Origin of the sequence: Vibrio sp. 10N.247.311.51 (assembly GCF_041467855.1) — a bacterium.
Classification (GTDB): Bacteria; Pseudomonadota; Gammaproteobacteria; order Enterobacterales; family Vibrionaceae; genus Vibrio; species Vibrio coralliirubri.
In genome coordinates this window covers 17824-41884 of record NZ_JBFSVK010000002.1, presented here as the reverse complement: position 1 = coordinate 41884, position 24061 = coordinate 17824, and the positions used below count along the sequence as shown (strand labels likewise).

Genomic DNA, 24061 nt, shown 5'->3' with positions numbered 1-24061 from the left:
ATAAAATTTCAATTAAATCGTTATAAATTGGTCGAAATAGCACCAGTTTTAGGGGTTTAGCAGTGATTCAGTAGCAAACTACTGAATATTCAAATAACTAAAGCATAGGATTAGCAATGCTGGATTCTAAATTACTTCGAGCTGAGCTGGATGAAACAGCGGCAAAATTAGCACGTCGAGGCTTCACCCTTGATGTAGAGACAATTCGTGAACTTGAAGAAAAACGTAAGTCCCTTCAGATGAAAACTGAAGAGCTACAAGCGTTACGTAACTCTCGATCGAAGTCCATTGGTCAAGCGAAAGCAAAAGGCGACCATGAAGAAGCTGAGCGTATCCTTGCAGAAGTAGGCAACTTAGGCGCAGAACTAGACCAAGCTAAAGTAGCATTGGCTGACCTTCAATCTGAGCTAGAAACGATCACAATGTCTATTCCCAACCTACCTGATGCAGAAGTGCCTGATGGTAAAGATGAAGACGATAACGTAGAAGTTTCTCGTTGGGGTCAACCTAAGACTTACGACTTTGAAGTGAAAGATCACGTCGATCTTGGCGAAATGTCTGGCGGTCTTGATTTTGCTAGCGCAGTTAAAATCTCGGGTTCTCGTTTCATCGTGATGAAAGGCAAATTTGCACGCCTACACCGTGCTATTGCTCAGTTCATGCTGGACCTTCACACTGATGAGCACGGCTACACAGAAATGTACGTACCGTACCTAGTGAACCACGATAGCCTTTACGGTACTGGTCAACTTCCTAAGTTCGGCGAAGACTTGTTCCACACAAGCCCGCTAACTGAGCAAGTAAGTGACGTACCTCTTAAGACTCTATCGCTTATCCCTACTGCGGAAGTACCGGTAACGAACATGGTTCGTGACACGATTACTGATGAAGCTGAATTGCCACTTAAGATGACAGCTCACACGCCATGTTTCCGTTCTGAAGCGGGTTCTTACGGTCGTGACACTCGTGGTCTTATCCGTATGCACCAATTCGACAAAGTTGAATTAGTACAAATCACTAAGCCAGAAGACTCAATGGCAGCGCTTGAAGAGCTAACTGGTCACGCTGAGAAAGTACTTCAACTTCTAGAGCTTCCTTACCGTAAAGTGATTCTATGTACAGGTGACATGGGCTTCGGTTCTGCGAAAACTTACGACTTAGAAGTATGGGTTCCAGCACAAGAGACTTACCGTGAGATTTCTTCTTGTTCAAACATGTGGGATTTCCAAGCGCGTCGTATGCAAGCTCGTTTCCGTCGTAAAGGCGAGAAGAAACCTGAACTTGTACACACACTAAACGGTTCTGGTCTTGCTGTTGGTCGTACTATGGTTGCTATCCTTGAGAACAACCAAGAAGCTGACGGCCGTATTGCTATCCCAGCAGTACTTCAGCCATACATGGGCGGCGTAACGCACATCGGTTAATGCCAATTTAGGTTAATGAAATTTAGATTAACCTGACTTGCCAAAATATTTAAAAGGCTTTGCTGTAATGGCAAAGCCTTTTTTGTATCTGGAACTTACCCAAGTAGAAGCTGTATAAAGAGAAGCTACATAAAAGAGAAACTCGCCTTGGTTGCTTCGTCTGCTTGCTTGCAAGCTAGCAACGCCTTTCGATAGTAATTTTGATAATTGTTTTGGGTCAGTTCATCAAGCGTATAAAGTTGAGTGACCACTGCATCACACTTCTGAATAATCGTTAAAACCTGTTTCGCGCCCATTGCGTCAGGCCAAATAACAGACAGCAGTTTGACGATGTTCATGCATACGTTTTTGATCATCGGGCATCGCTTGTGAATCTCTAAATAAGCGACCAATACCTGTTTATAGTCCGACGAAGCCTGCTTAATGCTGACGTTGCTCTGTTTGAGCCATTCCATCTTTTCTGCGTTACGGCGTTTCATCTCACTGCACATGGTCATTTGGCTAGAAACAACGGTTTCGTTCGCCGTTTGGATGATCAACATGCCACAACGACTTTCTGCGACTTTAAACTCATTCTCACAACTCATTCTGTCTAACAACCAAGTGTGATGATAGATGACCGGGAATGCATTAAAGCTATTTCTGTCATGCAGTGCAGTCAAAATAGTCACCGCTTTTTGGTACTGTTTTGACTCCATTGCTATGTGTGCTGCGATAAGCGCTAAATCCGTTTGAAGACCTGCTCTTGCGTCTGTAGGGATCTTCGAAACTAGATAGTTTACTTGGTCGAGTGTCGCTTTATTGTTGCTCTCACCAGATGCACAATAGAGCAAAAATCGAATATGGTTGAGCTTCATATAGAGGTTATCTCGAAAGGTATCTCTATTGATCTGCACATAGTTCTGATAGTGAGCTAACGCTGCCTTGGTATCATTCACTGAGAGGCACAGGTTTGCGATTGCCAGTTCCCTTTCTGAGTTACCCGGTGTGAGTTCACTTGCCAATTTAAAATGGGCAATCGCAGCAGGAACTTTATTACTGATAAGGTTCACTTGAGCTGCTTGATCTCGATACAAGGTGCTGGTGGGTGCTGAATCAATCAAGCTTTCGATCATTTGTTGTGCTTCATTGATCTGACCTAAATTCGCAAGGCTGTTTGCTAGACCCGCTTGAGCCCAATCAAAACTGCCTTCATCAAGCGCCTTCTCATATACGTTCTTTGCTTCTTCGTAAAGCTTGAGCTTTGACAAAAAGCTTCCGCGAAATTGCTGGATGGTCGTAAAATATTCAGAATGAAAGGCGATCAGCTCTTCGCAGAACTCAAGTCCCGCTTCATAGTCATTTTCTCGTTCGGCCTTATAGATTTTTTGTAGAACCAGCTTCTTTTTTAAAGAGCTTGTAATACGTTGCTTTAAGGTTTCACGATTGAATGGTTTTAATAAATAATTATCTGGTCGAAGCTCTAAAATAGGGCGGATCGATAAAGCGGAATTCTCACCGGTAACTAGAATAAATATTCCATCGTCTTTCAATCTATTCGATTGTTTAAGCTCTTCAAACAGCTGCTTGCCATTGATGGTGTTACCAAAGTTGTAGTCACAGATAATCACATCAAACGTCGTCTCGCTTGTTATCGTCATAGCGATGCGAGGGGATTTAGCAATTGAAATCATTCGCTCTGAAAAGCCGATATGAATCAACATATTGCGGATGGTTGATAGCACGATCGATGAGTCATCAACGATAAGTGCATTGAGTTGGTCTAATTTCATGTTTACTTTAAATTATTTACTGACGTGAATTCCGCAGCTATTACGGTCTGCGTTGCTGTCTTGCACGATCGACAAAACAGAGAACTCTGTTTCTACCAAGTTGATACAAGCTTTCGTTACTATTTATTATCTAAGTACAGTCGAATTGAATTAGCTGATTGGATTCTAGAATGAATCGAATGAGGAAGATCATCATAATATCCGACAAAAAATGGCTTGTATTTTAAGCGGCTATTGACCCGATAGGTAACACTCTTTTGCTAATTCTTTTTATGGAGAGGATTAAATTTATTTGTGAGATTCTTCAGGGTGGAATCATAGATAAAATATCAGTTTGAGATGTTCTTATTGGTTTTCTGATTATTTGCCTTGTGACTAAGCCACCTTTAGCACTCTAAAGGCGGCGTTTCGGATTATATACTTATAAATTTTCGGAATTTCTATTTGGCTTTATTTATATCAATTTGACTTGAAGCAAGCAGATTGTTGCAGAGCTTTATCAATTGCAGAGACCAGTTGCTCGATATGCGCAGGCTCGCTGATAAATGGAGGCATCATATAAATCAATTTACCAAACGGACGGATCCAAACACCTTGCTCTACAAAGTGAGCTTGGATGGTTTCCATATCGACAGGTGTGTGGGTTTCAACGACGCCAATCGCGCCCAACCAACGAACGTCTTTGACAAGTTCATGCTCTCGCAGCGGTGGTAGCAACTCAGAGAAAAGCTGCTCAATCTGCTGAGTCTGATTTTTCCAATGGCCTTGCTCGATGATGGATAAACTTGCCGCGCCGACTGCGCAAGCCAATGGGTTACCCATAAAGGTTGGCCCGTGCATAAAGCAGCCCGCTTCACCGCCACATACCGTGTCAGCAACTTCTTTACTCGCAAGTGTCGCTGACAATGTCATATAGCCACCAGTTAAAGCTTTGCCTACGCATAAGATGTCCGGTTGAACATCGGCATGCTCACAAGCGAACAGTTTCCCTGTGCGGCCAAATCCGGTCGCAATCTCATCCAAGATCAGCAATACATTGAATTCATCACACAGTAAGCGAACCTGTTTTAGGAACTCAGGGTGGTAGATGCGCATGCCGCCAGCCCCTTGAACGATTGGCTCTAAGATCACCGCTGCGACTTCTTGATGGTGTGCTGCCAGCTTTTCTCGAAAGCTGTTGATGTCGTTCGCATCCCATTGTTCCCAAAAGCCTGTTTTAGGTGAATCTGCGAAAATGTGTTCCGGCAAAAAACCTTTGTAGAGGCTGTGCATTGAGTTGTCAGGGTCGGTCACTGACATCGCCGCAAAGGTATCACCGTGGTAACCATCTCTTAGTGTGAGGAACTTTGAACGAGGTTGTCCTTTAGCGTGCCAATATTGCAGTGCCATTTTGAGGCTAACTTCTACGGCTACTGAACCTGAATCGGCCAAAAATACATGCTCAAGATTACTTGGCGCGAGATTCAAAAGCTTCTTACATAGATCGATAGCGGGCTGATGGGTGATACCACCAAACATAACGTGTGAAACCTTATCGATTTGACTGTGAGCTGCAGCGTTTAGCTCTGGATGATTGTAGCCGTGGATGGTTGACCACCAAGATGACATACCATCAATAATTCGTTTTCCGCCTTCTAATTCTAGGTAAACACCGTCTGCGTTGGTGACTGGATAGCAGGTCAGAGGTGTTAACGTTGATGTGTAGGGATGCCAGATATGCTGGCGATCAAAGGCGAGATCCATAGTAACTTCCATTCTTGGTGTGATTAAAAAATAACCAGATGTAAACTTTTGATATTATCAATGTGTTGACAGTCTAAAGCTTGTCGGTAGACTAGCCAAGCATAAATGCAATCTCTATTGATAGAGATGAAACATCAAATAATAAAAAAGGATCGACACGTGGAAGTTCGTCATGACTGGACAGTTGCTGAAGTAACAGCGCTGCTTGAAAAACCGTTTATGGATTTAATGTTTGAAGCTCAAGTGGTTCATAGACAGTACCAAGAGCACAACCACGTGCAGGTGAGTACGCTTCTATCGATTAAGACCGGTGCTTGTCCTGAAGACTGTAAGTACTGCCCTCAAAGTGCTCACTACCGAACGGATGTCGACAAAGAACGCCTAATGGAAGTAGAGCGTGTTTTGGATGCGGCGCAAAAAGCCAAGAACGCAGGCTCGACTCGTTTCTGTATGGGCGCGGCATGGAAAAACCCGAAAGAACGCGATATGCCTCACCTGACTGATATGATCAAAGGTGTGAAAGGCATGGGTCTAGAAACGTGTATGACGCTAGGTATGTTAACGCCAGATCAAGCCGGCGAGCTAGCGGATGCAGGTTTGGATTACTACAACCATAACCTTGATACGTCTCCTGAGTTTTACGGCAGCATCATCACTACTCGTACGTACCAAGATCGTTTAGATACGTTATCTCACGTACGTGATGCCGGTATGAAGATCTGCTCTGGTGGCATTATTGGTATGGGCGAAAGTACCAATGACCGTGCAGGTTTGCTGGTAGAGCTAGCGAACCTTCCTGTACACCCTGAGAGTGTGCCAATCAATATGCTCGTAAAAGTGAAAGGCACACCGATGGAAAACGTCGATGATGTTGAATCTTTTGACTTCATTAAGTTGATTGCGATTGCTCGTATTATGATGCCAATGTCTGCGGTTCGTCTATCTGCAGGTCGCGAGAATATGAATGAACAGATGCAAGCGATGTGCTTCATGGCTGGCGCGAACTCTATCTTCTACGGTTGTAAGTTACTGACTACGCCAAACCCAGATGAAGACACGGATATGCAGCTGTTTAAGAAGTTAGGTATCAACAGCCAACAAGTGGCTCAGAAGCCTGATGAAATTCAAGAAAACGAACTGTTAGATCAAGTGGTGGAGCGCGTTGCTGCTCGTCCAACGAAAGATGACATGTTCTACGATGCCACTGTTTAAATCTCGTATCAAAGATGCCCTTGTTCAACGCCGTGAACAGGGGCTAACTCGTCAACTCAAGGTGCTTGAAAACAGTAATAGCCCTTTGCTTAATTGCGAAGGTTCTCGCTTTATTAATTTTTCGAGTAATGATTACCTAGGCTTGGCGAACGACCCTGAATTGGTAGAGGCGTGGCAAGCGGGGCTTTCTCAGTATGGTGCCGGCAGTGCGGCATCGCCATTGGTCACGGGTTTTAGTCCTGCTCATCTAAATTTAGAGGCTCAGCTGTGTGAATGGCTTGGCTTTGAACGAGCCATACTCTTTAGTTCTGGTTTCAGCGCTAATCAAGCTTTGTTGTTTTCTCTGCTCGAAAAAGACGACTCTCTGTTGCAAGACAAACTTAACCACGCCTCTTTAATGGAAGCGGGGATGCTTTCACCTGCAACCATGAAACGCTTTAAGCACAACGACACGCAGCATCTAGAGTCTCTATTAAGCCAATCTCCACAATCCTTGGTCGTGACTGAGGGCGTTTTCAGCATGGATGGCGATCAAGCGCCTCTCAGCCAGATCTTTAACCTGACTCATCAATACGACAGTTGGTTGGTGGTTGATGATGCCCACGGTATCGGCGTATTAGGTGATAAAGGGGCTGGGAGTTGCAGTGCAGCACAAATAACGCCCGATATTCTAGTCGTCACTTTTGGTAAAGCATTTGGCCTGTCTGGCGCTGCTGTTTTATGTTCGTCAGAAGTCGGTGACTATTTAACTCAGTTTGCTCGTCATCATGTTTACTCTACGGCAATGCCACCCTCACAAGCGGTGGCTTTGTCTCATGCCTGTCAGATGATTCAAACTCAAGAGTGGCGCCGAGAAAAGCTGGCGGAGTTAGGGGCTCTCTATGCAGAGCAGATGAGCGGCTTGAAAGGCTTTGTGGATACTCAGACTCCGATTAAGCCATTTGTGATAGGTGAAGCTCAGGCGGCATTATCTATAGCTGAAGAGTTAAAGCAAAACCAAGTTTGGGTGACCGCAATAAGGCCGCCAACCGTTCCTGCTGGAACTGCTCGATTACGAATCACGTTAACAGCTAACCATAGCCAAAAACAGATTCTCCAGTTAACCAGGTCGTTGCATCAAGCCATTGAACGAAACATTGGCTCAGGCATTAAATCGCCTATCCATCCAAGCTTTGAATCAAATAAAGAGGCTCAGTAAATGTCACAAGAAGCAGTAGTGCATAATTACGTTGGCCAAGATAAGAGTGCGATTGCCGAAGCCTTTGGTAAAGCGGCAACAACCTATGACAAACACGCTGAATTTCAACGCGATGTTGGCCACCGATTACTGGATAAATTACCCAGCGATCTGTCAGGCTTTAAGGTGCTGGATCTAGGTTGTGGTACTGGCTATTTCTCAGAGCAACTTATAAAACGAGGCGCCGAAGTGGTTTGCGCTGACCTTTCTGTTGGAATGTTAGCAACAGCAGAGAAGCGTTGTGGTGCATCTGTCTCTTTATATCAACAAGCCGATGCTGAACAATTGCCATTTGAAGATGGGTGTTTTGACATCGTTTTCTCTAGCCTTGCGTTGCAATGGTGTGACGATTTGTCGTCGCCTTTGAGAGAGATGAAGCGTGTTACAGCGGCTGGTGGGCGTGTTATTTTCTCAACTTTGCTTGATGGGTCACTGTTTGAGTTGAAAAAGTCATGGTCAAAAATTGACGCACATCAACACGTTAACCATTTTATTACAATCAATCAGGTAAAAATTGCGTTAGCGCAATCTAGCTGTACGGTTCATCAACTAGACTTGCCCACCATCACCGTTTGGTACGACACTGCGTTTGAATTGATGCGCGACCTTAAAGGCATCGGCGCTAATCACGTAAGTGGTCGCTCACAGGGTTTAACAAGTCGCAGCATGTTGCAGCTTGTTGAACGGGAATATCGAGAGTTTAAAAACCATCAAGGTTTCTTGCCAGCAACATATCAAGTTTGTTTAGGGGTTATTCAATTATGATTGATGCATTATTTATTGCAGGTACGGATACCGAAGTGGGAAAAACTGTGGTTTCAAAAGCGATTCTTCAAGCTTTGGCCGCACAAGATTTATCGACAATTGGTTATAAGCCAGTTGCTGCAGGGTGTGAGAAATACCCTGAAGGTTTACGTAATAGCGATGCTCTGCATCTTCAAGAAGCGGCGACGCAAGATATTGCTTACGAAGACGTAAACCCGTATGCACTATTGTTACCGTCATCGCCTCACATCGCTGCAAAGCATGACGGTGTGGTGATTGATGAAGCCGTATTATCTGCAAAGCTGGAAGAGCACAAGCAAAACTCTGACATCGTGTTAGTTGAAGGTGCTGGTGGTTGGCGTGTACCGGTTTCAGATGATGAATATTTGTCTAGCTGGGTTAAGAAAGAGCAGCTGCCAGTAGTACTTACTGTAGGTATTAAACTTGGTTGTTTGAGCCATGCTCTACTAACGGCAGAAGCGATTCGTGCTGATGGATTAAACCTAGTAGGTTGGGTCGCAAACCGTATCAATCCAGGTACTGAGCACTACGCAGATATTATTGCGATGCTTGAAGATAAGCTAGGTGCGCCAAAGTTAGGTGAAATCCCTTACGTACCGAAAGCGAAGTCTAAGAACATTGGTAAGTACATTGATGTGCAGCCTTTGCTTGCGCTTTAATTACTACGTTATGTACTAAACAAGAAAAGGGCTGCGATTGCAGCCCTTTTGCTATTTTAAGCCTTTAGATCTCGAGTTGATAAACAACCGGTCTTTTAATAAACAAGCTTAGAATTAATGTTCTTTCGTCAGTCCCATTAAAGCTTGCTGAGTTTCTGTGATTTTTGTCTGTGCCGTTTGCGGTGTTAGGATTCCAATCTGCTTTTTCGCTTCTTCTTCAGTAATCCCTAGGTGACAGCACAGTAAATCGATAGCCATTTGAGTGTTAGTACCTTCAACCATGATCCTTCCCTTTTTGTACATGGACTAGCCAATAAATCATCTAAAGTCACTGTAAACGGATTGTTATATCGACACCATACGACTTAGGTCTAATAGAATGGATTTAATTCGGATATGGTCTCGTAATCAAATGTTGCAATTTAATGCTTAACCTTGTTTTCTTAATCTAAGACTATATGTATAAGTAAGTATAAGTCTCAAGGTTGGAATCTATTGCTGTCTGCCTTGTCTATAACAATAAGTTTTATAAAAACAGCTTTCATGCGGAGATAAGTAATGAAGCGAGTAATGTTGTTCCTTGCAACCAACCTAGCGGTTGTATTGGTACTAAGTGTTGTTCTTAATATTGTATACGCAGTTACAGGTATGCAACCCGGTAGCCTCTCAGGCTTATTGGTGATGGCTGCGGTATTTGGTTTTGGCGGCTCATTCATTTCATTAATGATGTCGAAGAAAATGGCGCTACGCTCTGTAGGCGGCATGGTCATTGAAAGCCCACGTAACGAAACAGAACATTGGTTGATGGAGACGGTAAGCCGTCAATCTCAACAAGTTGGTATTGGTATGCCAACAGTGGCGATCTACGATTCGCCAGACATCAACGCATTTGCAACGGGCGCTAAGCGTGATGATTCATTGGTCGCAGTATCAACGGGTCTTCTGCACAGTATGACGCGTGACGAAGCTGAAGCGGTATTAGCTCACGAAGTTAGCCACATCGCGAATGGTGACATGGTGACCATGACTCTAATGCAAGGTGTTGTGAACACGTTCGTTATCTTCCTGTCTCGTTTCATCGCCAACATTGTTGCGTCGAATGACAACGAAGAAGAGGGTGGCAGCAACATGATGGTGTACTTCGGTGTATCTATGGTGCTGGAACTGGTATTTGGTTTCCTAGCGAGCTTCATTACCATGTGGTACAGCCGCCATCGTGAGTTCCATGCTGATGCAGGTGCAGCGCACTTGGTAGGTAAAGAGAAGATGATTGCAGCGCTAGAGCGTCTAAAGGTGAGCCACGAGCCACAACTAGAAGGTTCTATGATGGCGTTTGGTATCAACGGTAAGAAGTCTCTAACTGAGCTTCTAATGAGCCACCCGCCGCTAGATAAGCGTATTGCTTCTCTACGTAACATGTAATCTCTAATACAAGCTGCTGTCGTTAAGCGGCAATGTGTATTCTAAAGGCTTCCTTCGGGAGGCCTTTTTTGTACTTGCTGCTTAAGAAAAGGAACGGATGTCTGTCTAATGCGGTTTGCAGTATTTGAATGGGGGAGGCTAGTTGGAAGAAGTCAGGCTAGATTGACGACGGTTGTTTTACTTAGGGACTACTGTTCGAAACATTTGTTCTACACAACAAAAAGGCTTCCACGTGGGAAGCCTTTGTTTATTCGTTTGTTCGAATCTTACAGCTTGTCAGTCAGCTCGATTGCTTGACCGATGTAGTTCGCTGGTGTCATCTCTTTCAGGCGAACTTTCTCGTCTGCAGGGATTTCAAGACCGTCGATGAATGCACGCATGCCTTCGCCATCTACACGCTTACCACGAGTTAGCTCTTTTAGCTTCTCGTATGGTTTCTCGATACCGTAACGACGCATTACTGTTTGTACTGGTTCAGCCAGTACTTCCCAGTTCTTGTCTAGTTCAGCAAGTAGCGCTTCACGGTTAACTTCTAGCTTGCTAATACCTTTCAGAGTTGAAGTGTATGCAATGATTGCGTAGCCAACACCAACACCTAGGTTACGAAGAACCGTAGAGTCAGTTAGGTCACGTTGCCAGCGAGAAACTGGAAGTTTTTGTGCAAGGTGGCTAAATACTGCGTTAGCTAGACCAAGGTTGCCTTCAGAGTTTTCGAAGTCAATTGGGTTAACTTTATGCGGCATTGTAGAAGAACCGATTTCGCCAGCAATAGTCTTCTGCTTGAAGTGACCAAGAGCGATGTAGCCCCAAACGTCACGGTCGAAGTCTAGAAGGATCGTGTTGAAACGAGCAACAGCGTCGAATAGCTCAGCGATGTAATCGTGAGGTTCGATTTGAGTTGTGTACGGGTTCCAAGTTACGCCAAGAGATTCAGTGATGAACTCTTCGCTGAATTGGTGCCATTCAACTTCAGGGTATGCAGAAAGGTGAGCGTTGTAGTTACCTACAGCACCGTTGATTTTCGCTAGGATCTCAACGCTTTCGATTTGCTTGAATTGACGTTCCATACGGTACGCAACGTTAGCCATCTCTTTACCCATAGTAGAAGGAGAAGCTGGCTGACCGTGTGTACGAGAAAGAAGAGGAATATCACGGTACTCGTTCGCAAGAGCTTTGATAGCATCGATTACGTTGCGAATCTCTGGAAGAATCACTGTGTCACGAGCTTCTTTAAGCATAAGCGCGTGAGATGTGTTGTTGATGTCTTCAGAAGTACATGCAAAGTGAATGAATTCGTTAACTGCGTGAAGCTCAGGAACGCCAGCAACTTTCTCTTTCAAGAAGTATTCAACCGCTTTAACGTCGTGGTTTGTCGTGCGCTCAATCTCTTTGATACGCAGAGCGTCTTCTTCGCTGAAGTTAGCGGCTAGTTCATCAAGAAACTGGTTAGCTTCTGCACTGAACGCTGGTACTTCTTTGATTGCATCAGTTGCTGCAAGCTTTTGTAACCAACGAATTTCAACGATAGAGCGGTACTTTAGTAGTCCAAACTCACTAAAGATGCTGCGTAATGCAATAGTCTTACTTCCGTAACGGCCGTCTACTGGTGAAACAGCAGTCAATGCTGACAGTTCCATGGTGTTCTCCTGAATTGAGTTTTCTAAATTTTGAGAGGTTTATACCAGTAACAATCTCAATTGTCACGCACATTGCGCAATCGTTTGCGTGAGAGTTGTGTTGATACAAAAAACAAGCTCGCGACGAGGCGCGAGCTAATAAATTACATTCGAGCTAGTAGGATTTGAGCCTGCTCGATCATCTTCTTGCGACCGAAGATAAGATGGCGGCGTTTACCACCAACCTGGCGCCAAAGAACAGCGCTTCGAATTCCTGACAGAAGGAGTGCACGAACCTTGTGCTGGCTCGATGTCTGTTGAAGTACCGCTGGTGTGCCAGATACCTGAATACGTGGGCCAATAGGGCTCACAACATCAAGGTAGATGCTCGCTAGGTTGCTGATCATTTGCTCGTCAAACAGATCAAAATGCTCAGTTTGGCGTTCTGCAGTTTGAATGCGATCGCCAAGCTGAGACATAGAGTCGTTACGAGAAGATAGCTTACGCTCAAGAGCCATCAAGCTGATGATGTAGCGCGTAATATCGCTACCAGCTGGAGTACTATCGATACCTTTTACTAAGCACTCAAGGCCAAGCTTTAGGTTCGCTTCACGTCCAAATACGCCCACGGTGTTCGCCGGGTTGGTATTTAAAATAGCATTGAGTGAAGCTTCGAAGGCATCTTTATCACAATGGCCGTCTTTCGCTACTTGTTGAACCAAAGCCACAGCTTGGCAAATTCCGGCGAAAGCAATAGTACGGTCATAAAGTGTATTAGCCACGTAGTAACTCCTAGTTGTCTTCTATCGTTTGTCGTTTGATTAGTTAGATGCGTTTTTCGATGATTCCGCCACCAAGACAAACGTCGTCTAGGTAGAACACTGCCGATTGACCTGGGGTCACAGCAATCTGTGGTTCATCAAAAATAACCTTAATGTTCTCATCATCAATTGGGATGATTGTACAAGGAATATCGGTTTGACGGTAACGTGTTTTTACCGTGCATGTCATAACTTCAGTAATTGGTGTGCGATTTACCCAGTGAAGCTGAGAAGCGATCAAACCTTCTGATTTTAGAAGAGGGTGATCTTTACCTTGTACTGCGATCAGAACATTACGCTTCAGATCTTTTTCACCAACAAACCATGGTTCTTCGTTACCGCCGCCACCTTTAGTGCCGCCAATATGAAGGCCTTTACGCTGACCTAGCGTGTGGTACATCAAACCTTGGTGTTGACCAATCACTTGGCCTTCAGGTGTTTCAATGTTACCCGGTTGTGCTGGTAGGTATTTGCCTAGGAACTCAGTGAACTTGCGCTCGCCGATAAAGCAGATGCCTGTTGAATCTTTCTTCTTCGCTGTGATCAAGTCTTGCTCTTCAGCAATACGTCGCACTTCTGGCTTCTCTAATTCACCGACAGGGAATAGGCTGCGTGCCACTTGATCTGAGCTTAGCGTATATAGGAAATAGCTTTGGTCTTTGTTGCTGTCTAGACCGCGTAGCATTTCTGGTTTTACGCCAGCATCAAGCTCTTCTTGAGTTGGGAAAGTACGACGAACGTAGTGACCCATCGCAATGTAGTCTGCGTCTAGCACTTCATCCGCAAACTCTAAGAATGCTTTGAATTTGATTTCTTTGTTACAAAGGATATCTGGGTTAGGTGTACGACCTGCCTTGTACTCTTCAAGGAAGTATTCGAATACGTTATCCCAGTATTCTGCAGCAAAGTTGATAGTGTGAAGGTGGATACCTAGTTTGTCACATACCGCTTGAGCATCAGCAAGATCTTCAGCTGCCGTGCAGTATTCTTCGTTATCGTCTTCTTCCCAGTTTTTCATGAAAAGGCCTTCTACCTGATAGCCTTGTTGCTGAAGAAGATACGCCGATACTGACGAATCTACACCGCCGGACATACCGACAATTACTTTCTTTTCGCTGTTTCCAGAGCTGATATCTGACATGTCTAAACACCGTTACTATTACTTGGTCGCAGATTCTAACAGAAAGAGAAACGCCGTGACAGATCCGAGACCGGAATCACAGTTTCATTTGCACAAATAGTGCGCTGACTTTGTTAGAGAATCGCATGAGAGCGAGGTGAGTCGCTAGGATGTCAGAAGTATATGTGGCATAGTCGCTCGAAATCCAAGACCTGAGATAAAAAAATGTCTGAACAAAATGAATTTATGCAAGAAGAAGAGCTGATTGAGATCATCGAGAATCAGCTTGAAGATGGCGAACCAGTGAAAGTGAAAGAGACGTTGATGCGTTTAATGATGACTGGTACTCCACGTGAAGAAGCAATTGCGGCTATGGCATGTGCACTGGCAATTGAAGTATTTGACGTTATGAAAAACGGCGCGGAGTTCAATCAAAAACGTTACGCAGAGCATTTGGGCATGCTGCCTGATTTAAGCTTTATGGAAGGCGAATAAAAAAAACCTTCAGCAAACGTTTGCTATAGTTTGAAAGATTGCCGCGTTAAATATAGCGCGGTAGAATCCGCCACCTATTTCCCCTTGACTTAGACTAGCCCTATGAAATTCCCTGGACAACGTAAATCAAAGCACTACTTTCCGGTTCACGCTCGTGATCCTCTAGTGAGCCAAGCTCAAAGTAGTAAAAGAATGTCACGCACTCATATTATCGGTATTGACCAAACATTGGTTGATATTGAAGCAAAGGTGAGTTCTGAACTTATTGAGAAGTATGGTTTGAGCAAGGGACATTCACTGGTTATTGGCGACGCAGCCGCTGAATCTTTATATCAAGAATTAAAAGAGCAGTGCCTGATTACCAATGAATACGCTGGTGGCACAATTGGTAACACATTACACAACTATTCAGTGCTAGCGGATGACCGTTCAACACTGCTAGGTGTAATGAGCCAAGATATTAAGATTGGTAGTTACGGTTATCGCTATTTATGTAATACATCAAGCAGAATGGATCTGAACCATTTACAAGGGGTAGATGGCGCAATTGGTCGCTGCTTTGCATTAATTACAGAAGATGGTGAACGTACTTTCGCAATTAGCGAAGGACAAATGAACCAATTAAAACCAGAAAGCATTCCTGAAAAAATCTTCAAAAGTGCTTCTGCTTTAGTTTTAACGGCTTATTTAGTTCGTTGTAAGCCAGGCGACCCGATGCCTGAAGCAACAATGAAAGCGATCGAATACGCGAAGAAATACGATGTGCCGGTAGTTCTGACACTAGGTACTAAGTTCGTTATTCAAGATGATCCAGAATTCTGGAAAGATTTCCTTGAGCAACACGTAACGGTTGTTGCAATGAATGAAGACGAAGCTGAAGCGTTAACGGGTGAAAGCGATCCACTGGCTGCATCAGATAAAGCGCTAGACTGGGTAGACCTTGTTCTATGTACTGCGGGACCTGTTGGCCTATTTATGGCTGGTTATACAGAAGATGCAGCTAAGCGTGAAACGTCACTGCCTTTACTTCCAGGTTCAATTGCGGAATTCAACCGTTTTGAATTTAGCCGTCCTGCGCATAAAGATTTATGTGAAAACCCAACTAAAGTGTATTCGCACATTGCGCCATACATGGGTGGACCAGAAAAGATCAAAAATACCAATGGTGCAGGTGATGCTGCGTTATCAGCTTTATTACATGATATGGCTGCTAATAAGTACCACAAAGAAAACGTGCCAAACTCAAGTAAACATCAACATTCATTCTTGACGTACTCTTCGTTCTCACAAGTTTGTAAATATTCTAACCGTGCTAGCTATGAAGTGTTGGTTCAACACTCTCCACGTTTATCTCGTGGCCTGCCTGAAAGAGAAGATAGCCTAGAAGAAGCGTACTGGGAAAGATAAGTTACTTTCTTTAATCAGTAGTACTATCAGTTGGTTTCTAATACTGATAGTACAAATATAAAAAAGGCTCCGAAAGGAGCCTTTTTTGTTTCTGAATATATTGAAGTCGTAAATAATACTTTGGTCGACTTAAATATTAATTCTATTGCTTAGCGTGTAATTGATTACACACTAAGTAAACTAAATGTTTAGATAGCAAACTCTTCTAGAGATTTACCAGCATCTAGCTGTTCTTGGATAGCTGAAGGCGTACGGCCTTGACCTGTCCAAGTCTTCTCGTCGCCGTTTGCGTCTACGTATTTGTATTTCGCTGGGCGAGGAGCGCGTTTAGCTTTTGTTGTTTTAGATTTTGCTTCACCAGAAAGTGCAGCAATAAGATCGGCAACATCAATTCCGTCTTTTGCAATTTGTTCAGCAATAGCAGAAAGCTTAGCTTCTTGCTCTGCTTTAGCAGCACGCTCTTCAGCTTCAGACTCTTGACGCTCTTGTACAACAATAGTCAGCTTGTCTAGCGCTTCTTCAAGTTGCTCAAGAGTTAATTCACGTGAGAACGCACGAAGGCTGCGGATATTTAATAGAGTTTTTGTTAATTCAGACATGATATTTTCCATCAAGGTAAACTAAATAATCTTCCTAATAATAAACAGAGCCTAGGAATAAAACAAATAGTATTTCTTCTATTACATATTTAAATATAAAAGTGAGATGAATAGTTGAAAATTCAGAGCTGTATTTCTATTGAATTTATAATAATTATTAAGAATATCTTAAAAAGTGATATGTGACAGGTGGAGTAGTCAACTTATGTAGACTATTCTTCTATTGATTAGTTCATTAACAAAAAGCTATTTTTCTCGGAATGATATGTTGCATTGTTGCTCTTGATGAGTACAATTGCGGCTACCTGATGCGAGGTATTGGTTAATTTGTTGTTAAACTCTGGTTTACACGGTTAATAATGTTATCGCACGTAGAGGTGCAATTATAAAAAGTAACTTCCGTTGGGGTGATGCCAATGAACGGGAATGAAAGGTGTAATTGCCGAAGTAAATTGTATATCTAAGCAATTTGCTGGGGTTGTGCTCAATAGGTACAACACTGCCATAGTCTTAATTTTAAACTATGGAGCGCTACTGTAGGGTTGGGTGAAGTGTTCACTTCCCTTTCGCTTAGTTCAACATGAGCTTGGTCAGCCGTATCAAGTTTGTCTGCAGTAGATCTCTAGCCAAATAAAAAACTGGTTTTTGAAGATCATGAATTTAATAGATTTTGCAACATCACCTTTATCTTTGCTTCCGCCCCTTGTGGCTTTGAGTCTTGCTATTGTTACCCGCCGTGTATTGGTTTCTTTGGGTGTCGGTATCATCATGGGTGCGATTCTACTTGCTGATTACTCAGTAGGTAACGCAGCTAGTTACGTGTTTACTAAAGCATCTGGTGTTTTCATCGAAGATGGTGGCATCAACACTTGGAACATGAGCATCATTGCATTCCTAATAATTCTTGGAATGACAACGGCATTATTAACACTGTCTGGCGGTACTCGCGCATTCGCGGAGTGGGCACAGTCTCGCGTTAAGAGCAAACGTGGTTCAAAACTACTTGCTGCTTTCTTAGGTGTATTCATCTTTGTAGATGACTACTTTAACAGCCTAGCAGTTGGTGCTATCTCTCGCCCTGTAACAGACCGTTTCTACGTATCTCGCGCTAAGCTTGCTTATATCCTAGATTCAACGGCTGCGCCTATGTGTGTGATCATGCCTGCTTCTAGCTGGGGTGCTTACATCATCACTATCATTGGTGGCATCTTAGTAACACACGGTGTGACAGAGTATTCTGCACTGGGTGCATACGTTCGTCTTATCCCAATGAACTTCTACGCTGTATTCGCACTATTAATGGTGTTTGCAGTGGCATGGTTCGGTCTAGACGTTGGTAAGATGCGTGAGCATGAAATCGAAGCATCTCAAGGCCGTGGCTTTGAAGGCGACAATGACCAAAAGCAAGCTCACGATCTAAACGAAGAGCTAGATATCGAAGAGAGCGAAAACGGTTCAGTTTCTGATCTGGTTATGCCAATCGTATCGCTAATCGTAGCGACGGTTGCCGCGATGCTTTACACCGGTGGCCAAGCGCTTACTGCTGATGGTCAAGCATTTAATCTTCTAGGTGCGTTTGAAAACACGGATGTAGGCAAGTCACTTGTTTACGGTGGCGTTATCGGCTTAATCGTAGCTCTAGCAACTGTATTCAAACAGAAGCTGTCTATGGCAGACATCGCAAGAACGATGTGGATTGGTGCAAGCTCTATGTTTGGCGCTATCCTAATTCTTGTGTTCGCTTGGACTATCGGTTCTGTAATCGGCGACATGAAAACAGGTTCTTACCTATCGTCTCTAGTAACGGGCAGCATTGATTACCACTGGCTACCTGTTATCTTGTTCCTTCTTGCTGGCATTATGGCTTTCTCGACAGGTACATCTTGGGGTACGTTCGGTATCATGCTACCTATCGCGGGCGACATGGCTGCGGCATCTGACATCGCGCTAATTCTGCCGATGCTAAGTGCGGTTCTAGCAGGTGCTGTATTTGGTGACCACTGTTCTCCAATCTCAGACACAACGATTCTGTCTTCTACTGGTGCTCGTTGTAACCACATTGACCACGTATCGACTCAGCTTCCATACGCGTTGTCTGTGGCGTTCGTATCGTGCATTGGTTTCATTACCCTAGGTATGACATCTTCAATTGGCATCGCATTTGGCGCAGCGTCTCTAACGTTTGTTGCTGTATGTTTTGCATTGGCTTACTTCTCTCGCTGCAAAATGGCGACGTGCAAAAGCTAAAACTGAAAGCTAATCAGTAAACTATCAGGGAGGCATTAGCCTCCCTTTTTTGTGCTTGTTAATTTAATTTTAAGTTTCGTGAAAAAAGTTCGAATAAATGGTTGAAAAAGGATCTCAGCTTAGTTAGTGTGGAGATAAGAAAGCAAACAACTGAAGAGCTTATAAGTATGCGTAAATTAGTAATGAACATTCATCACCATCATCACCCTATCTAGTCTTTCGGGGAGATTTACGTATACCCGGGAGCAAGAATTCTCCCGGAGGTTAAGTCAAAGAATTTAGATTTAAACCCTCGGGATGACAAAGTCTTCCGAGGGTTTTTTAGTTTTAGCGCTTTTAAATAATCAATAAATTCAAATATTTGCACAGGGATACAGCAATGCAGACACAACGCCTAAGAATCGCAATTCAAAAGAAAGGTCGCTTAAGTAAAGAGTGCCAAGACCTACTTAAAAAATGTGGTGTTAAATTTAACATCATGGGTGAGCGCCTAGTTGTTCATTCACTAAATATGCCAATCGACTTGTTATTAGTTCGTGATGATGACATCCCAGGTCTTATCATGGATGGAGTGGTTGACCTTGGTTTCATCGGTGAAAATGAACTGGAAGAAGTTCGCCTAGACCGTGTTGCTCTAAAAGAGCCATCAGAGTTTCGCACACTACGTCGTTTAGACTTCGGTGGTTGCCGCCTTTCAATCGCTATTAATAAAGACGAAGAATACAACGGCCCACAAGACTTAGCGGGCAAACGTATTGCGACAACTTACCCACAACTACTGAAAGCCTACATGGATGAGCAGGGTGTTGAATTCAGCACTTGTATGCTAACAGGCTCGGTTGAAGTTGCTCCTCGCGCAGGTCTAGCAGACGCTATCGCAGATTTAGTTTCTACAGGCGCAACGCTAGAAGCAAACGGCCTAAAAGAAGCAGAAGCTATCTTCCAATCTAAAGCAACACTGATTCAACGTGTTGGTGAGTTCGACGCAGATAAAACCGCATTGATTGAAAAACTACTGACTCGTATGCAGGGTGTTCAACAAGCGAAAGAGTCGAAGTACATCATGCTTCACGCGCCAACATCTCAGCTAGAGCAAATCAAAGCATTACTTCCTGGTGCTGAAGATCCAACGGTTCTTCCACTATCAACAGACAAAGACAAAGTTGCCGTTCACCTAGTAAGTACAGAGAACTTGTTCTGGGAAACAATGGAACAGCTGAAAGAGTTGGGTGCAAGCTCGATTCTAGTATTACCAATCGAAAAAATGATGGGGTAGTGACGATGAGAACCGTTGTTTGGCAATCTTTAAGTGAATCACAGCAAGACTCGGTATTAGAGCGTCCAGCTATTACTGAAGGTGCAAACATCACAGCGACTGTTTCTGATGTTATTGCAAAAGTACGAAATGAAGGCGATGCCGCGCTTAGAGAGCTGACTGCAAAGTTTGATGGTGTGACTCCAGAATCTATCCGAGTCAGTTCGGGTGAGATCGAAGAGGCGTGTGCTCGTCTAACACCAGAGATGAAGCAAGCGTTAGAGCAAGCTTATAGCAATATTGCTAAGTTCCACGAAGCTCAAAAGCCGCAGCCAATTAAGGTTGAGACACAGCCTGGTGTTGTGTGTGAGCAAGTGACGCGCGCGATTAATACTGTTGGCCTTTATATTCCAGGTGGCAGTGCGCCACTACCGTCAACGGTTCTTATGTTAGGTGTTCCTGCTCAAATCGCAGGTTGTCGTAAGGTTGTGCTTTGTTCACCTCCGCCAATCGCTGATGAAATCTTGTATGTCGCTAAGCTTTGTAAGATCGACGAGGTTTACAACGTTGGTGGTGGTCAAGCGGTGGCTGCAATGGCTTACGGGACCGAGAGTGTGGCTAAAGTAGATAAGATCTTCGGCCCGGGTAACGCATACGTTACGGAAGCGAAACGCCAAGTAAGCAATGACTTCCGCGGTGCGGCGATTGATATGCCAGCTGGCCCGTCTGAAGTGTTAGTGATTGCCGATGAAACTGCCGATGCAGACTTTATTGCAGCGGATTTGTTGAGCCAAGCGGAGCACGGTCCAGATTCTCAGGTTGTTCTGGTAACACCATCTCCAGTGGTTGCAGACCAAGTAACAGAAGCGGTTCAGAAGCAATTGAAAGAGCTGTCTCGTGCGAACATCGCTCAGCAAGCATTGGCTTCAAGCTTAATCATCATTGCTGAATCGCTCACTCAAGCGATTGCGATTTCGAATTTCTACGGCCCTGAGCACTTGATCGTTCAAACCAAGAATCCACGTGAATTGCTGCCATTGTTAGACAATGCAGGTTCAATCTTCCTGGGTGACTGGTCTCCAGAATCTGCAGGTGACTACGCATCAGGCACAAACCACGTTCTTCCGACTTACGGTTATACCAAGACGTATTCAAGCCTAGGTTTGGCTGATTTCTCTAAGCGAATGACGGTTCAAGAGCTAACGGCTGATGGTTTGAAAGGCCTAGCGCCAACAGTAGTAACAATGGCGGAAGCCGAAGGCTTGGATGCACACAAACGCGCTGTGACCATCCGAGTTGAAAAGTTAAATAAAGCTAAATAAGGGTAGGGCATGGAAAAGTTAGCAAGAAAACAAGTTCAGGCTCTAACACCTTACTTGTCTGCAAGACGCATTGGTGGCAGCGGAGATGTATGGTTGAACGCCAACGAATCTCCGTTTGATAACGAGTACAATCTGAACTTGTCTCGTCTTAACCGTTACAGCGAGTGTCAGCCAAAAGAGCTGATTGACGCTTACGCTCAATACGCAGGCGTGAAATCAGAGCAAACTCTGACAACGCGTGGTGCTGACGAAGGCATTGAATTACTGATTCGTGCTTTCTGTGAGCCGAACGAAGACGCTATTCTTTACTGCCCACCTACTTACGGTATGTACGCAATCAGTGCAGAGACGATTGGTGTTGAGCGTAAAGTTGTGCCTCTGACGCCTGAATGGCAATTGGATCTTCCAGCTATTGAAGCTCAACTCGACAACGTAAAAGTGGTGTTTGTTTGTAGCCCAAATAACCCAACCGGTAATTTGGTTGATCGTAAAGACATCATCAAGCTGCTTGAAATGACACAAGACAAAGCGATTGTGGTGATGGATGAAGCGTATATCGATTTTTGTCCAGAAGCGTCAACCGTTGATTTGCTTGAGCAATATCCAAACCTAGCGATTCTGCGCACCTTGTCGAAGGCCTTTGCTTTGGCGGGCTTACGTTGTGGCTTTACGCTAGCGAATAAAGAGCTTATCGATGTACTGTTGAAAGTGATTGCGCCTTATCCAGTGCCAATCCCTGTTGCTGATATTGCCGTTCAAGCACTTTCAGAGCAAGGACTCGCGCGAGCTAAGTTCCAAGTTCTGGATTTAAGTGCTAACCGAGCGTATTTGCAAGCGGGCCTATTAGGCATGCCTCAAGTGACGGTATTTGATGGTTGGGGTAACTACCTTCTGGTGAAATTCCCGAACGGCGATGAGTTGTTTAAAGCGGCTTGGGATACGGGCATCATCTTACGTAATTCACCAATTGAAGACTGTGTTCGTATTAGTATTGGTAACCGCGAAGAGTGCGAAAAGACACTTGGATTCATTCGTAACTTTTATCAGTAACGAAAGGCTTACCAGTAATAACATTTGCCAGTTTGATTTGATTAATCGCAGGCTGGCAAGTGAAACCAATATTTTGGGTTAGCGTTTGATTTTAGCTAGGCCACCAGATTTAAAATTAAAAGGAAGTTCAAGTGAGTAAACAACAGAAAATACTTTTTATAGACCGTGACGGCACCTTAATTGTTGAGCCGCCAGTTGACTTTCAAGTAGACCGTTTAGACAAGCTAAAATTCGAACCGCTAGTGATTCCTAGCCTGCTTGCTTTGCAAGATGCTGGCTACCGCTTAGTGATGGTCACTAACCAAGATGGCCTAGGTACCGATAGCTACCCACAAGAAGATTTCGATGCACCACACAATATGATGATGGAGTTCTTCGAATCTCAAGGCGTTAAGTTTGACGACGTGCTTATTTGCCCTCACTTTGACGAAGACAACTGCTCTTGCCGTAAGCCTAAACTGGGTATGGTTAAAGAGTACCTACAAGGCGGTAAAGTCGATTTCCAACACTCTGTTGTGATTGGCGACCGAATGACGGATCTTCAACTGGCTGAGAATATGGCTATCCGTGGTATTCAATATGGCCCGGATGCGGAAACTGAAGGCACGCTTAACTGGCCACAAATCGTTAAAGATCTGACGGTTAATGCGCGTATTGCTGAAGTAGTTCGTACTACTAAAGAAACAGATATCAAGGTTGCAGTAAACCTTGATGAAACCGGTGGCAATAAGATCGATACCGGCATGGGTTTCTTCGATCACATGCTTGACCAAATCGCGACACACGGTGGTTTCCAAATGAACCTGACTGTGAAAGGCGATCTGCACATTGATGATCACCACACAGTCGAAGATACCGCTCTCGCTTTAGGCCAAGCATTGAAAGATGCATTAGGCGACAAACGTGGTATTGGCCGTTTTGGTTTTAGCCTGCCAATGGATGAGTGTTTGGCTCAGTGTGCGCTAGACCTTTCTGGTCGTCCATACCTGAAGTTCGATGCTAAGTTCAGCCGTGAGCAAGTGGGTGATCTTTCAACCGAGATGGTGGTTCACTTCTTCCGCTCTCTAACCGATACATTGGCTTGTACGCTACACCTTTCTTCTGATGGCAATAATGATCACCACATCATTGAGAGCCTGTTCAAAGCGTTTGGCCGTACTCTTCGCCAAGCAATCAAAGTTGAAGGTAACGAGTTGCCAAGCAGCAAAGGCGTTCTGTAAGGGATCGGTATGAAAGAGCAAAAAGTTGTTATCATTGATACTGGTTGTGCCAACGTTTCATCGGTGAAGTTTGCGATTGAACGTCTGGGCTACGCAGTTGAAATTTCAAAAGAACCAGAAGTGGTTCTTGCTGCCGACAAGCTATTCCTACCCGGTGTAGGTACAGCAAGTGAGGCAATGAAGAACCTGCAAGAGCGTGACCTTGTTACCCTTGTGAAGCAAGTAGAGAAGCCTCTGCTAGGTATCTGTTTAGGTATGCAGCTGTTAGGCAAACTGTCTCAAGAGAAAGGCCAAAAGGCTGACGAGTTAGTTGAATGCCTAGGTTTGTGTGATGGCGAAGTTCGTTTACTTCAAACGGGCGACTTACCATTACCACACATGGGTTGGAACACCGTAACGGCAACACCTAATCACCCGCTATTTAAAGACATTGAAGAAGGCGAATACTTCTACTTTGTTCATAGCTTCGCAATGCCAGTGGGCGACTACACGATCGCACAATGTGATTACGGTAATCCGTTCACTGCGGCGGTTCAAAGTGGTAATTATTATGGTGTTCAATTCCACCCAGAGCGCTCTTCAAAAGCAGGCTCTAAGCTGATTCAGAACTTCTTGGAATTGTAATAAGGATTAGGCAGCGGCTAACGTTGCCAT

The 24061-nt window shown here is 44.2% G+C and carries 21 protein-coding genes, 1 riboswitch and 1 other annotated feature; of the genes, 14 read left to right on the top strand and 7 right to left on the bottom strand.

The features are described from left to right. Positions 1-116 precede the first annotated feature (116 nt). Positions 117-1424 (top strand): serine--tRNA ligase, encoded by a 1308-nt coding sequence (serS, locus tag AB6E85_RS02305; RefSeq protein ID WP_010439959.1) that lies wholly within the window; start codon positions 117-119, stop codon positions 1422-1424. Between the two features lie 125 nt (positions 1425-1549). On the opposite strand, the gene AB6E85_RS02300 is transcribed toward serS, so the two are convergent. Both AB6E85_RS02300 and bioA read right to left on the bottom strand, forming a co-directional pair. Then, the gene (locus AB6E85_RS02300) at positions 1550-3196 is read right to left on the bottom strand and encodes a response regulator (RefSeq protein WP_372141279.1); all 1647 of its coding nucleotides are present in this window, start codon (positions 3194-3196) and stop codon (positions 1550-1552) included. A 459-nt stretch (positions 3197-3655) separates the two neighbouring features. Next, the gene (bioA, locus tag AB6E85_RS02295) at positions 3656-4939 is read right to left on the bottom strand and encodes an adenosylmethionine--8-amino-7-oxononanoate transaminase (protein ID WP_372141277.1); all 1284 of its coding nucleotides are present in this window, start codon (positions 4937-4939) and stop codon (positions 3656-3658) included. 159 nt (positions 4940-5098) lie between these two features. Between bioA and bioB the strand changes: the two genes are divergently transcribed. From bioB to bioD, 4 genes are read left to right on the top strand one after another with little or no spacing between them, the layout of a single operon-like run. Continuing rightward, entirely contained in the window at positions 5099-6151 is a 1053-nt protein-coding gene (gene bioB / locus AB6E85_RS02290; protein WP_016792500.1) for a biotin synthase BioB, read from the top strand. Further along, a complete protein-coding gene (bioF, locus tag AB6E85_RS02285) occupies positions 6138-7349 on the top strand; it encodes an 8-amino-7-oxononanoate synthase (protein WP_372141275.1) in 1212 nt (403 codons plus the stop codon). Before bioB ends, bioF begins: the two co-directional genes overlap by 14 nt. Continuing rightward, positions 7350-8153 (top strand): malonyl-ACP O-methyltransferase BioC, encoded by an 804-nt coding sequence (gene bioC, locus AB6E85_RS02280; RefSeq protein ID WP_248368307.1) that lies wholly within the window; start codon positions 7350-7352, stop codon positions 8151-8153. It abuts the gene before it with no gap. Beyond that, on the top strand, positions 8150-8833 hold the full coding sequence (gene bioD / locus AB6E85_RS02275; protein WP_048617718.1) for a dethiobiotin synthase: 684 nt from the start codon (positions 8150-8152) through the stop codon (positions 8831-8833). Before bioC ends, bioD begins: the two co-directional genes overlap by 4 nt. A gap of 114 nt (positions 8834-8947) precedes the next feature. On the opposite strand, the gene AB6E85_RS02270 is transcribed toward bioD, so the two are convergent. Continuing rightward, the gene (locus tag AB6E85_RS02270) at positions 8948-9115 is read right to left on the bottom strand and encodes a hypothetical protein (RefSeq protein ID WP_017078977.1); all 168 of its coding nucleotides are present in this window, start codon (positions 9113-9115) and stop codon (positions 8948-8950) included. 276 nt (positions 9116-9391) lie between these two features. On the opposite strand from AB6E85_RS02270, the gene htpX reads away from it, so the two are divergent. Next, positions 9392-10255: a protease HtpX gene (gene htpX, locus AB6E85_RS02265; protein ID WP_048617716.1), complete on the top strand. Its 864-nt coding sequence runs from the start codon at positions 9392-9394 to the stop codon at positions 10253-10255. A gap of 266 nt (positions 10256-10521) precedes the next feature. On the opposite strand, the gene purB is transcribed toward htpX, so the two are convergent. From purB to mnmA, 3 genes are all read right to left on the bottom strand, one after another. Then, entirely contained in the window at positions 10522-11892 is a 1371-nt protein-coding gene (gene purB, locus AB6E85_RS02260; RefSeq protein ID WP_019822492.1) for an adenylosuccinate lyase, read from the bottom strand. 143 nt (positions 11893-12035) lie between these two features. After that, entirely contained in the window at positions 12036-12653 is a 618-nt protein-coding gene (gene hflD / locus AB6E85_RS02255) for a high frequency lysogenization protein HflD (protein ID WP_019822494.1), read from the bottom strand. Between the two features lie 43 nt (positions 12654-12696). Continuing rightward, positions 12697-13833 (bottom strand): tRNA 2-thiouridine(34) synthase MnmA, encoded by a 1137-nt coding sequence (gene mnmA, locus AB6E85_RS02250; RefSeq protein ID WP_048609389.1) that lies wholly within the window; start codon positions 13831-13833, stop codon positions 12697-12699. Between the two features lie 204 nt (positions 13834-14037). Between mnmA and AB6E85_RS02245 the strand changes: the two genes are divergently transcribed. Together AB6E85_RS02245 and AB6E85_RS02240 are read left to right on the top strand one after the other, a co-directional pair. Further along, positions 14038-14307: a hypothetical protein gene (locus tag AB6E85_RS02245; protein ID WP_010439986.1), complete on the top strand. Its 270-nt coding sequence runs from the start codon at positions 14038-14040 to the stop codon at positions 14305-14307. Between the two features lie 102 nt (positions 14308-14409). Beyond that, entirely contained in the window at positions 14410-15714 is a 1305-nt protein-coding gene (locus AB6E85_RS02240; RefSeq protein ID WP_017060261.1) for an inosine/guanosine kinase, read from the top strand. Between the two features lie 188 nt (positions 15715-15902). On the opposite strand, the gene AB6E85_RS02235 is transcribed toward AB6E85_RS02240, so the two are convergent. Then, positions 15903-16313: an H-NS family nucleoid-associated regulatory protein gene (locus AB6E85_RS02235; RefSeq protein ID WP_017060262.1), complete on the bottom strand. Its 411-nt coding sequence runs from the start codon at positions 16311-16313 to the stop codon at positions 15903-15905. Between the two features lie 364 nt (positions 16314-16677). Next, positions 16678-16855, top strand: a riboswitch (Lysine riboswitch). A 112-nt stretch (positions 16856-16967) separates the two neighbouring features. Here AB6E85_RS02235 and AB6E85_RS02230 point away from each other — a divergent pair. From AB6E85_RS02230 to hisH, 6 genes are all read left to right on the top strand, one after another. Then, complete coding sequence (locus AB6E85_RS02230; protein ID WP_048609390.1) at positions 16968-18560, top strand: Na+/H+ antiporter NhaC family protein; 1593 nt, start codon at positions 16968-16970, stop codon at positions 18558-18560. A 190-nt stretch (positions 18561-18750) separates the two neighbouring features. Beyond that, positions 18751-18886: a sequence feature (His leader region), on the top strand. A 53-nt stretch (positions 18887-18939) separates the two neighbouring features. Further along, a complete protein-coding gene (gene hisG, locus AB6E85_RS02225; protein ID WP_029223418.1) occupies positions 18940-19836 on the top strand; it encodes an ATP phosphoribosyltransferase in 897 nt (298 codons plus the stop codon). Further along, on the top strand, positions 19836-21137 hold the full coding sequence (gene hisD / locus AB6E85_RS02220) for a histidinol dehydrogenase (protein ID WP_048617710.1): 1302 nt from the start codon (positions 19836-19838) through the stop codon (positions 21135-21137). The genes hisG and hisD overlap by 1 nt, the downstream gene beginning before the upstream one ends. Before the next feature lie 9 nt (positions 21138-21146). Beyond that, the gene (gene hisC / locus AB6E85_RS02215) at positions 21147-22187 is read left to right on the top strand and encodes a histidinol-phosphate transaminase (protein ID WP_372141271.1); all 1041 of its coding nucleotides are present in this window, start codon (positions 21147-21149) and stop codon (positions 22185-22187) included. A 131-nt stretch (positions 22188-22318) separates the two neighbouring features. Beyond that, positions 22319-23407: a bifunctional histidinol-phosphatase/imidazoleglycerol-phosphate dehydratase HisB gene (gene hisB / locus AB6E85_RS02210; protein WP_048609394.1), complete on the top strand. Its 1089-nt coding sequence runs from the start codon at positions 22319-22321 to the stop codon at positions 23405-23407. A gap of 9 nt (positions 23408-23416) precedes the next feature. Next, entirely contained in the window at positions 23417-24031 is a 615-nt protein-coding gene (hisH, locus tag AB6E85_RS02205; protein ID WP_048609395.1) for an imidazole glycerol phosphate synthase subunit HisH, read from the top strand. The last annotated feature ends 30 nt before the right edge of the window (positions 24032-24061 follow it).

Coding starts and splice junctions, on each gene's coding strand:
- serS (WP_010439959.1), top strand. CDS start 117: ATGCTGGATTCTAAATTACTTCGAGCTGAGCTGGATGAAACAGCGGCA.
- AB6E85_RS02300 (WP_372141279.1), bottom strand. CDS start 3,196: ATGAAATTAGACCAACTCAATGCACTTATCGTTGATGACTCATCGATC.
- bioA (WP_372141277.1), bottom strand. CDS start 4,939: ATGGATCTCGCCTTTGATCGCCAGCATATCTGGCATCCCTACACATCA.
- bioF (WP_372141275.1), top strand. CDS start 6,138: ATGCCACTGTTTAAATCTCGTATCAAAGATGCCCTTGTTCAACGCCGT.
- bioC (WP_248368307.1), top strand. CDS start 7,350: ATGTCACAAGAAGCAGTAGTGCATAATTACGTTGGCCAAGATAAGAGT.
- bioD (WP_048617718.1), top strand. CDS start 8,150: ATGATTGATGCATTATTTATTGCAGGTACGGATACCGAAGTGGGAAAA.
- AB6E85_RS02270 (WP_017078977.1), bottom strand. CDS start 9,115: ATGGTTGAAGGTACTAACACTCAAATGGCTATCGATTTACTGTGCTGT.
- htpX (WP_048617716.1), top strand. CDS start 9,392: ATGAAGCGAGTAATGTTGTTCCTTGCAACCAACCTAGCGGTTGTATTG.
- purB (WP_019822492.1), bottom strand. CDS start 11,892: ATGGAACTGTCAGCATTGACTGCTGTTTCACCAGTAGACGGCCGTTAC.
- mnmA (WP_048609389.1), bottom strand. CDS start 13,833: ATGTCAGATATCAGCTCTGGAAACAGCGAAAAGAAAGTAATTGTCGGT.
- AB6E85_RS02245 (WP_010439986.1), top strand. CDS start 14,038: ATGTCTGAACAAAATGAATTTATGCAAGAAGAAGAGCTGATTGAGATC.
- AB6E85_RS02240 (WP_017060261.1), top strand. CDS start 14,410: ATGAAATTCCCTGGACAACGTAAATCAAAGCACTACTTTCCGGTTCAC.
- AB6E85_RS02235 (WP_017060262.1), bottom strand. CDS start 16,313: ATGTCTGAATTAACAAAAACTCTATTAAATATCCGCAGCCTTCGTGCG.
- AB6E85_RS02230 (WP_048609390.1), top strand. CDS start 16,968: ATGAATTTAATAGATTTTGCAACATCACCTTTATCTTTGCTTCCGCCC.
- hisG (WP_029223418.1), top strand. CDS start 18,940: ATGCAGACACAACGCCTAAGAATCGCAATTCAAAAGAAAGGTCGCTTA.
- hisC (WP_372141271.1), top strand. CDS start 21,147: ATGGAAAAGTTAGCAAGAAAACAAGTTCAGGCTCTAACACCTTACTTG.
- hisH (WP_048609395.1), top strand. CDS start 23,417: ATGAAAGAGCAAAAAGTTGTTATCATTGATACTGGTTGTGCCAACGTT.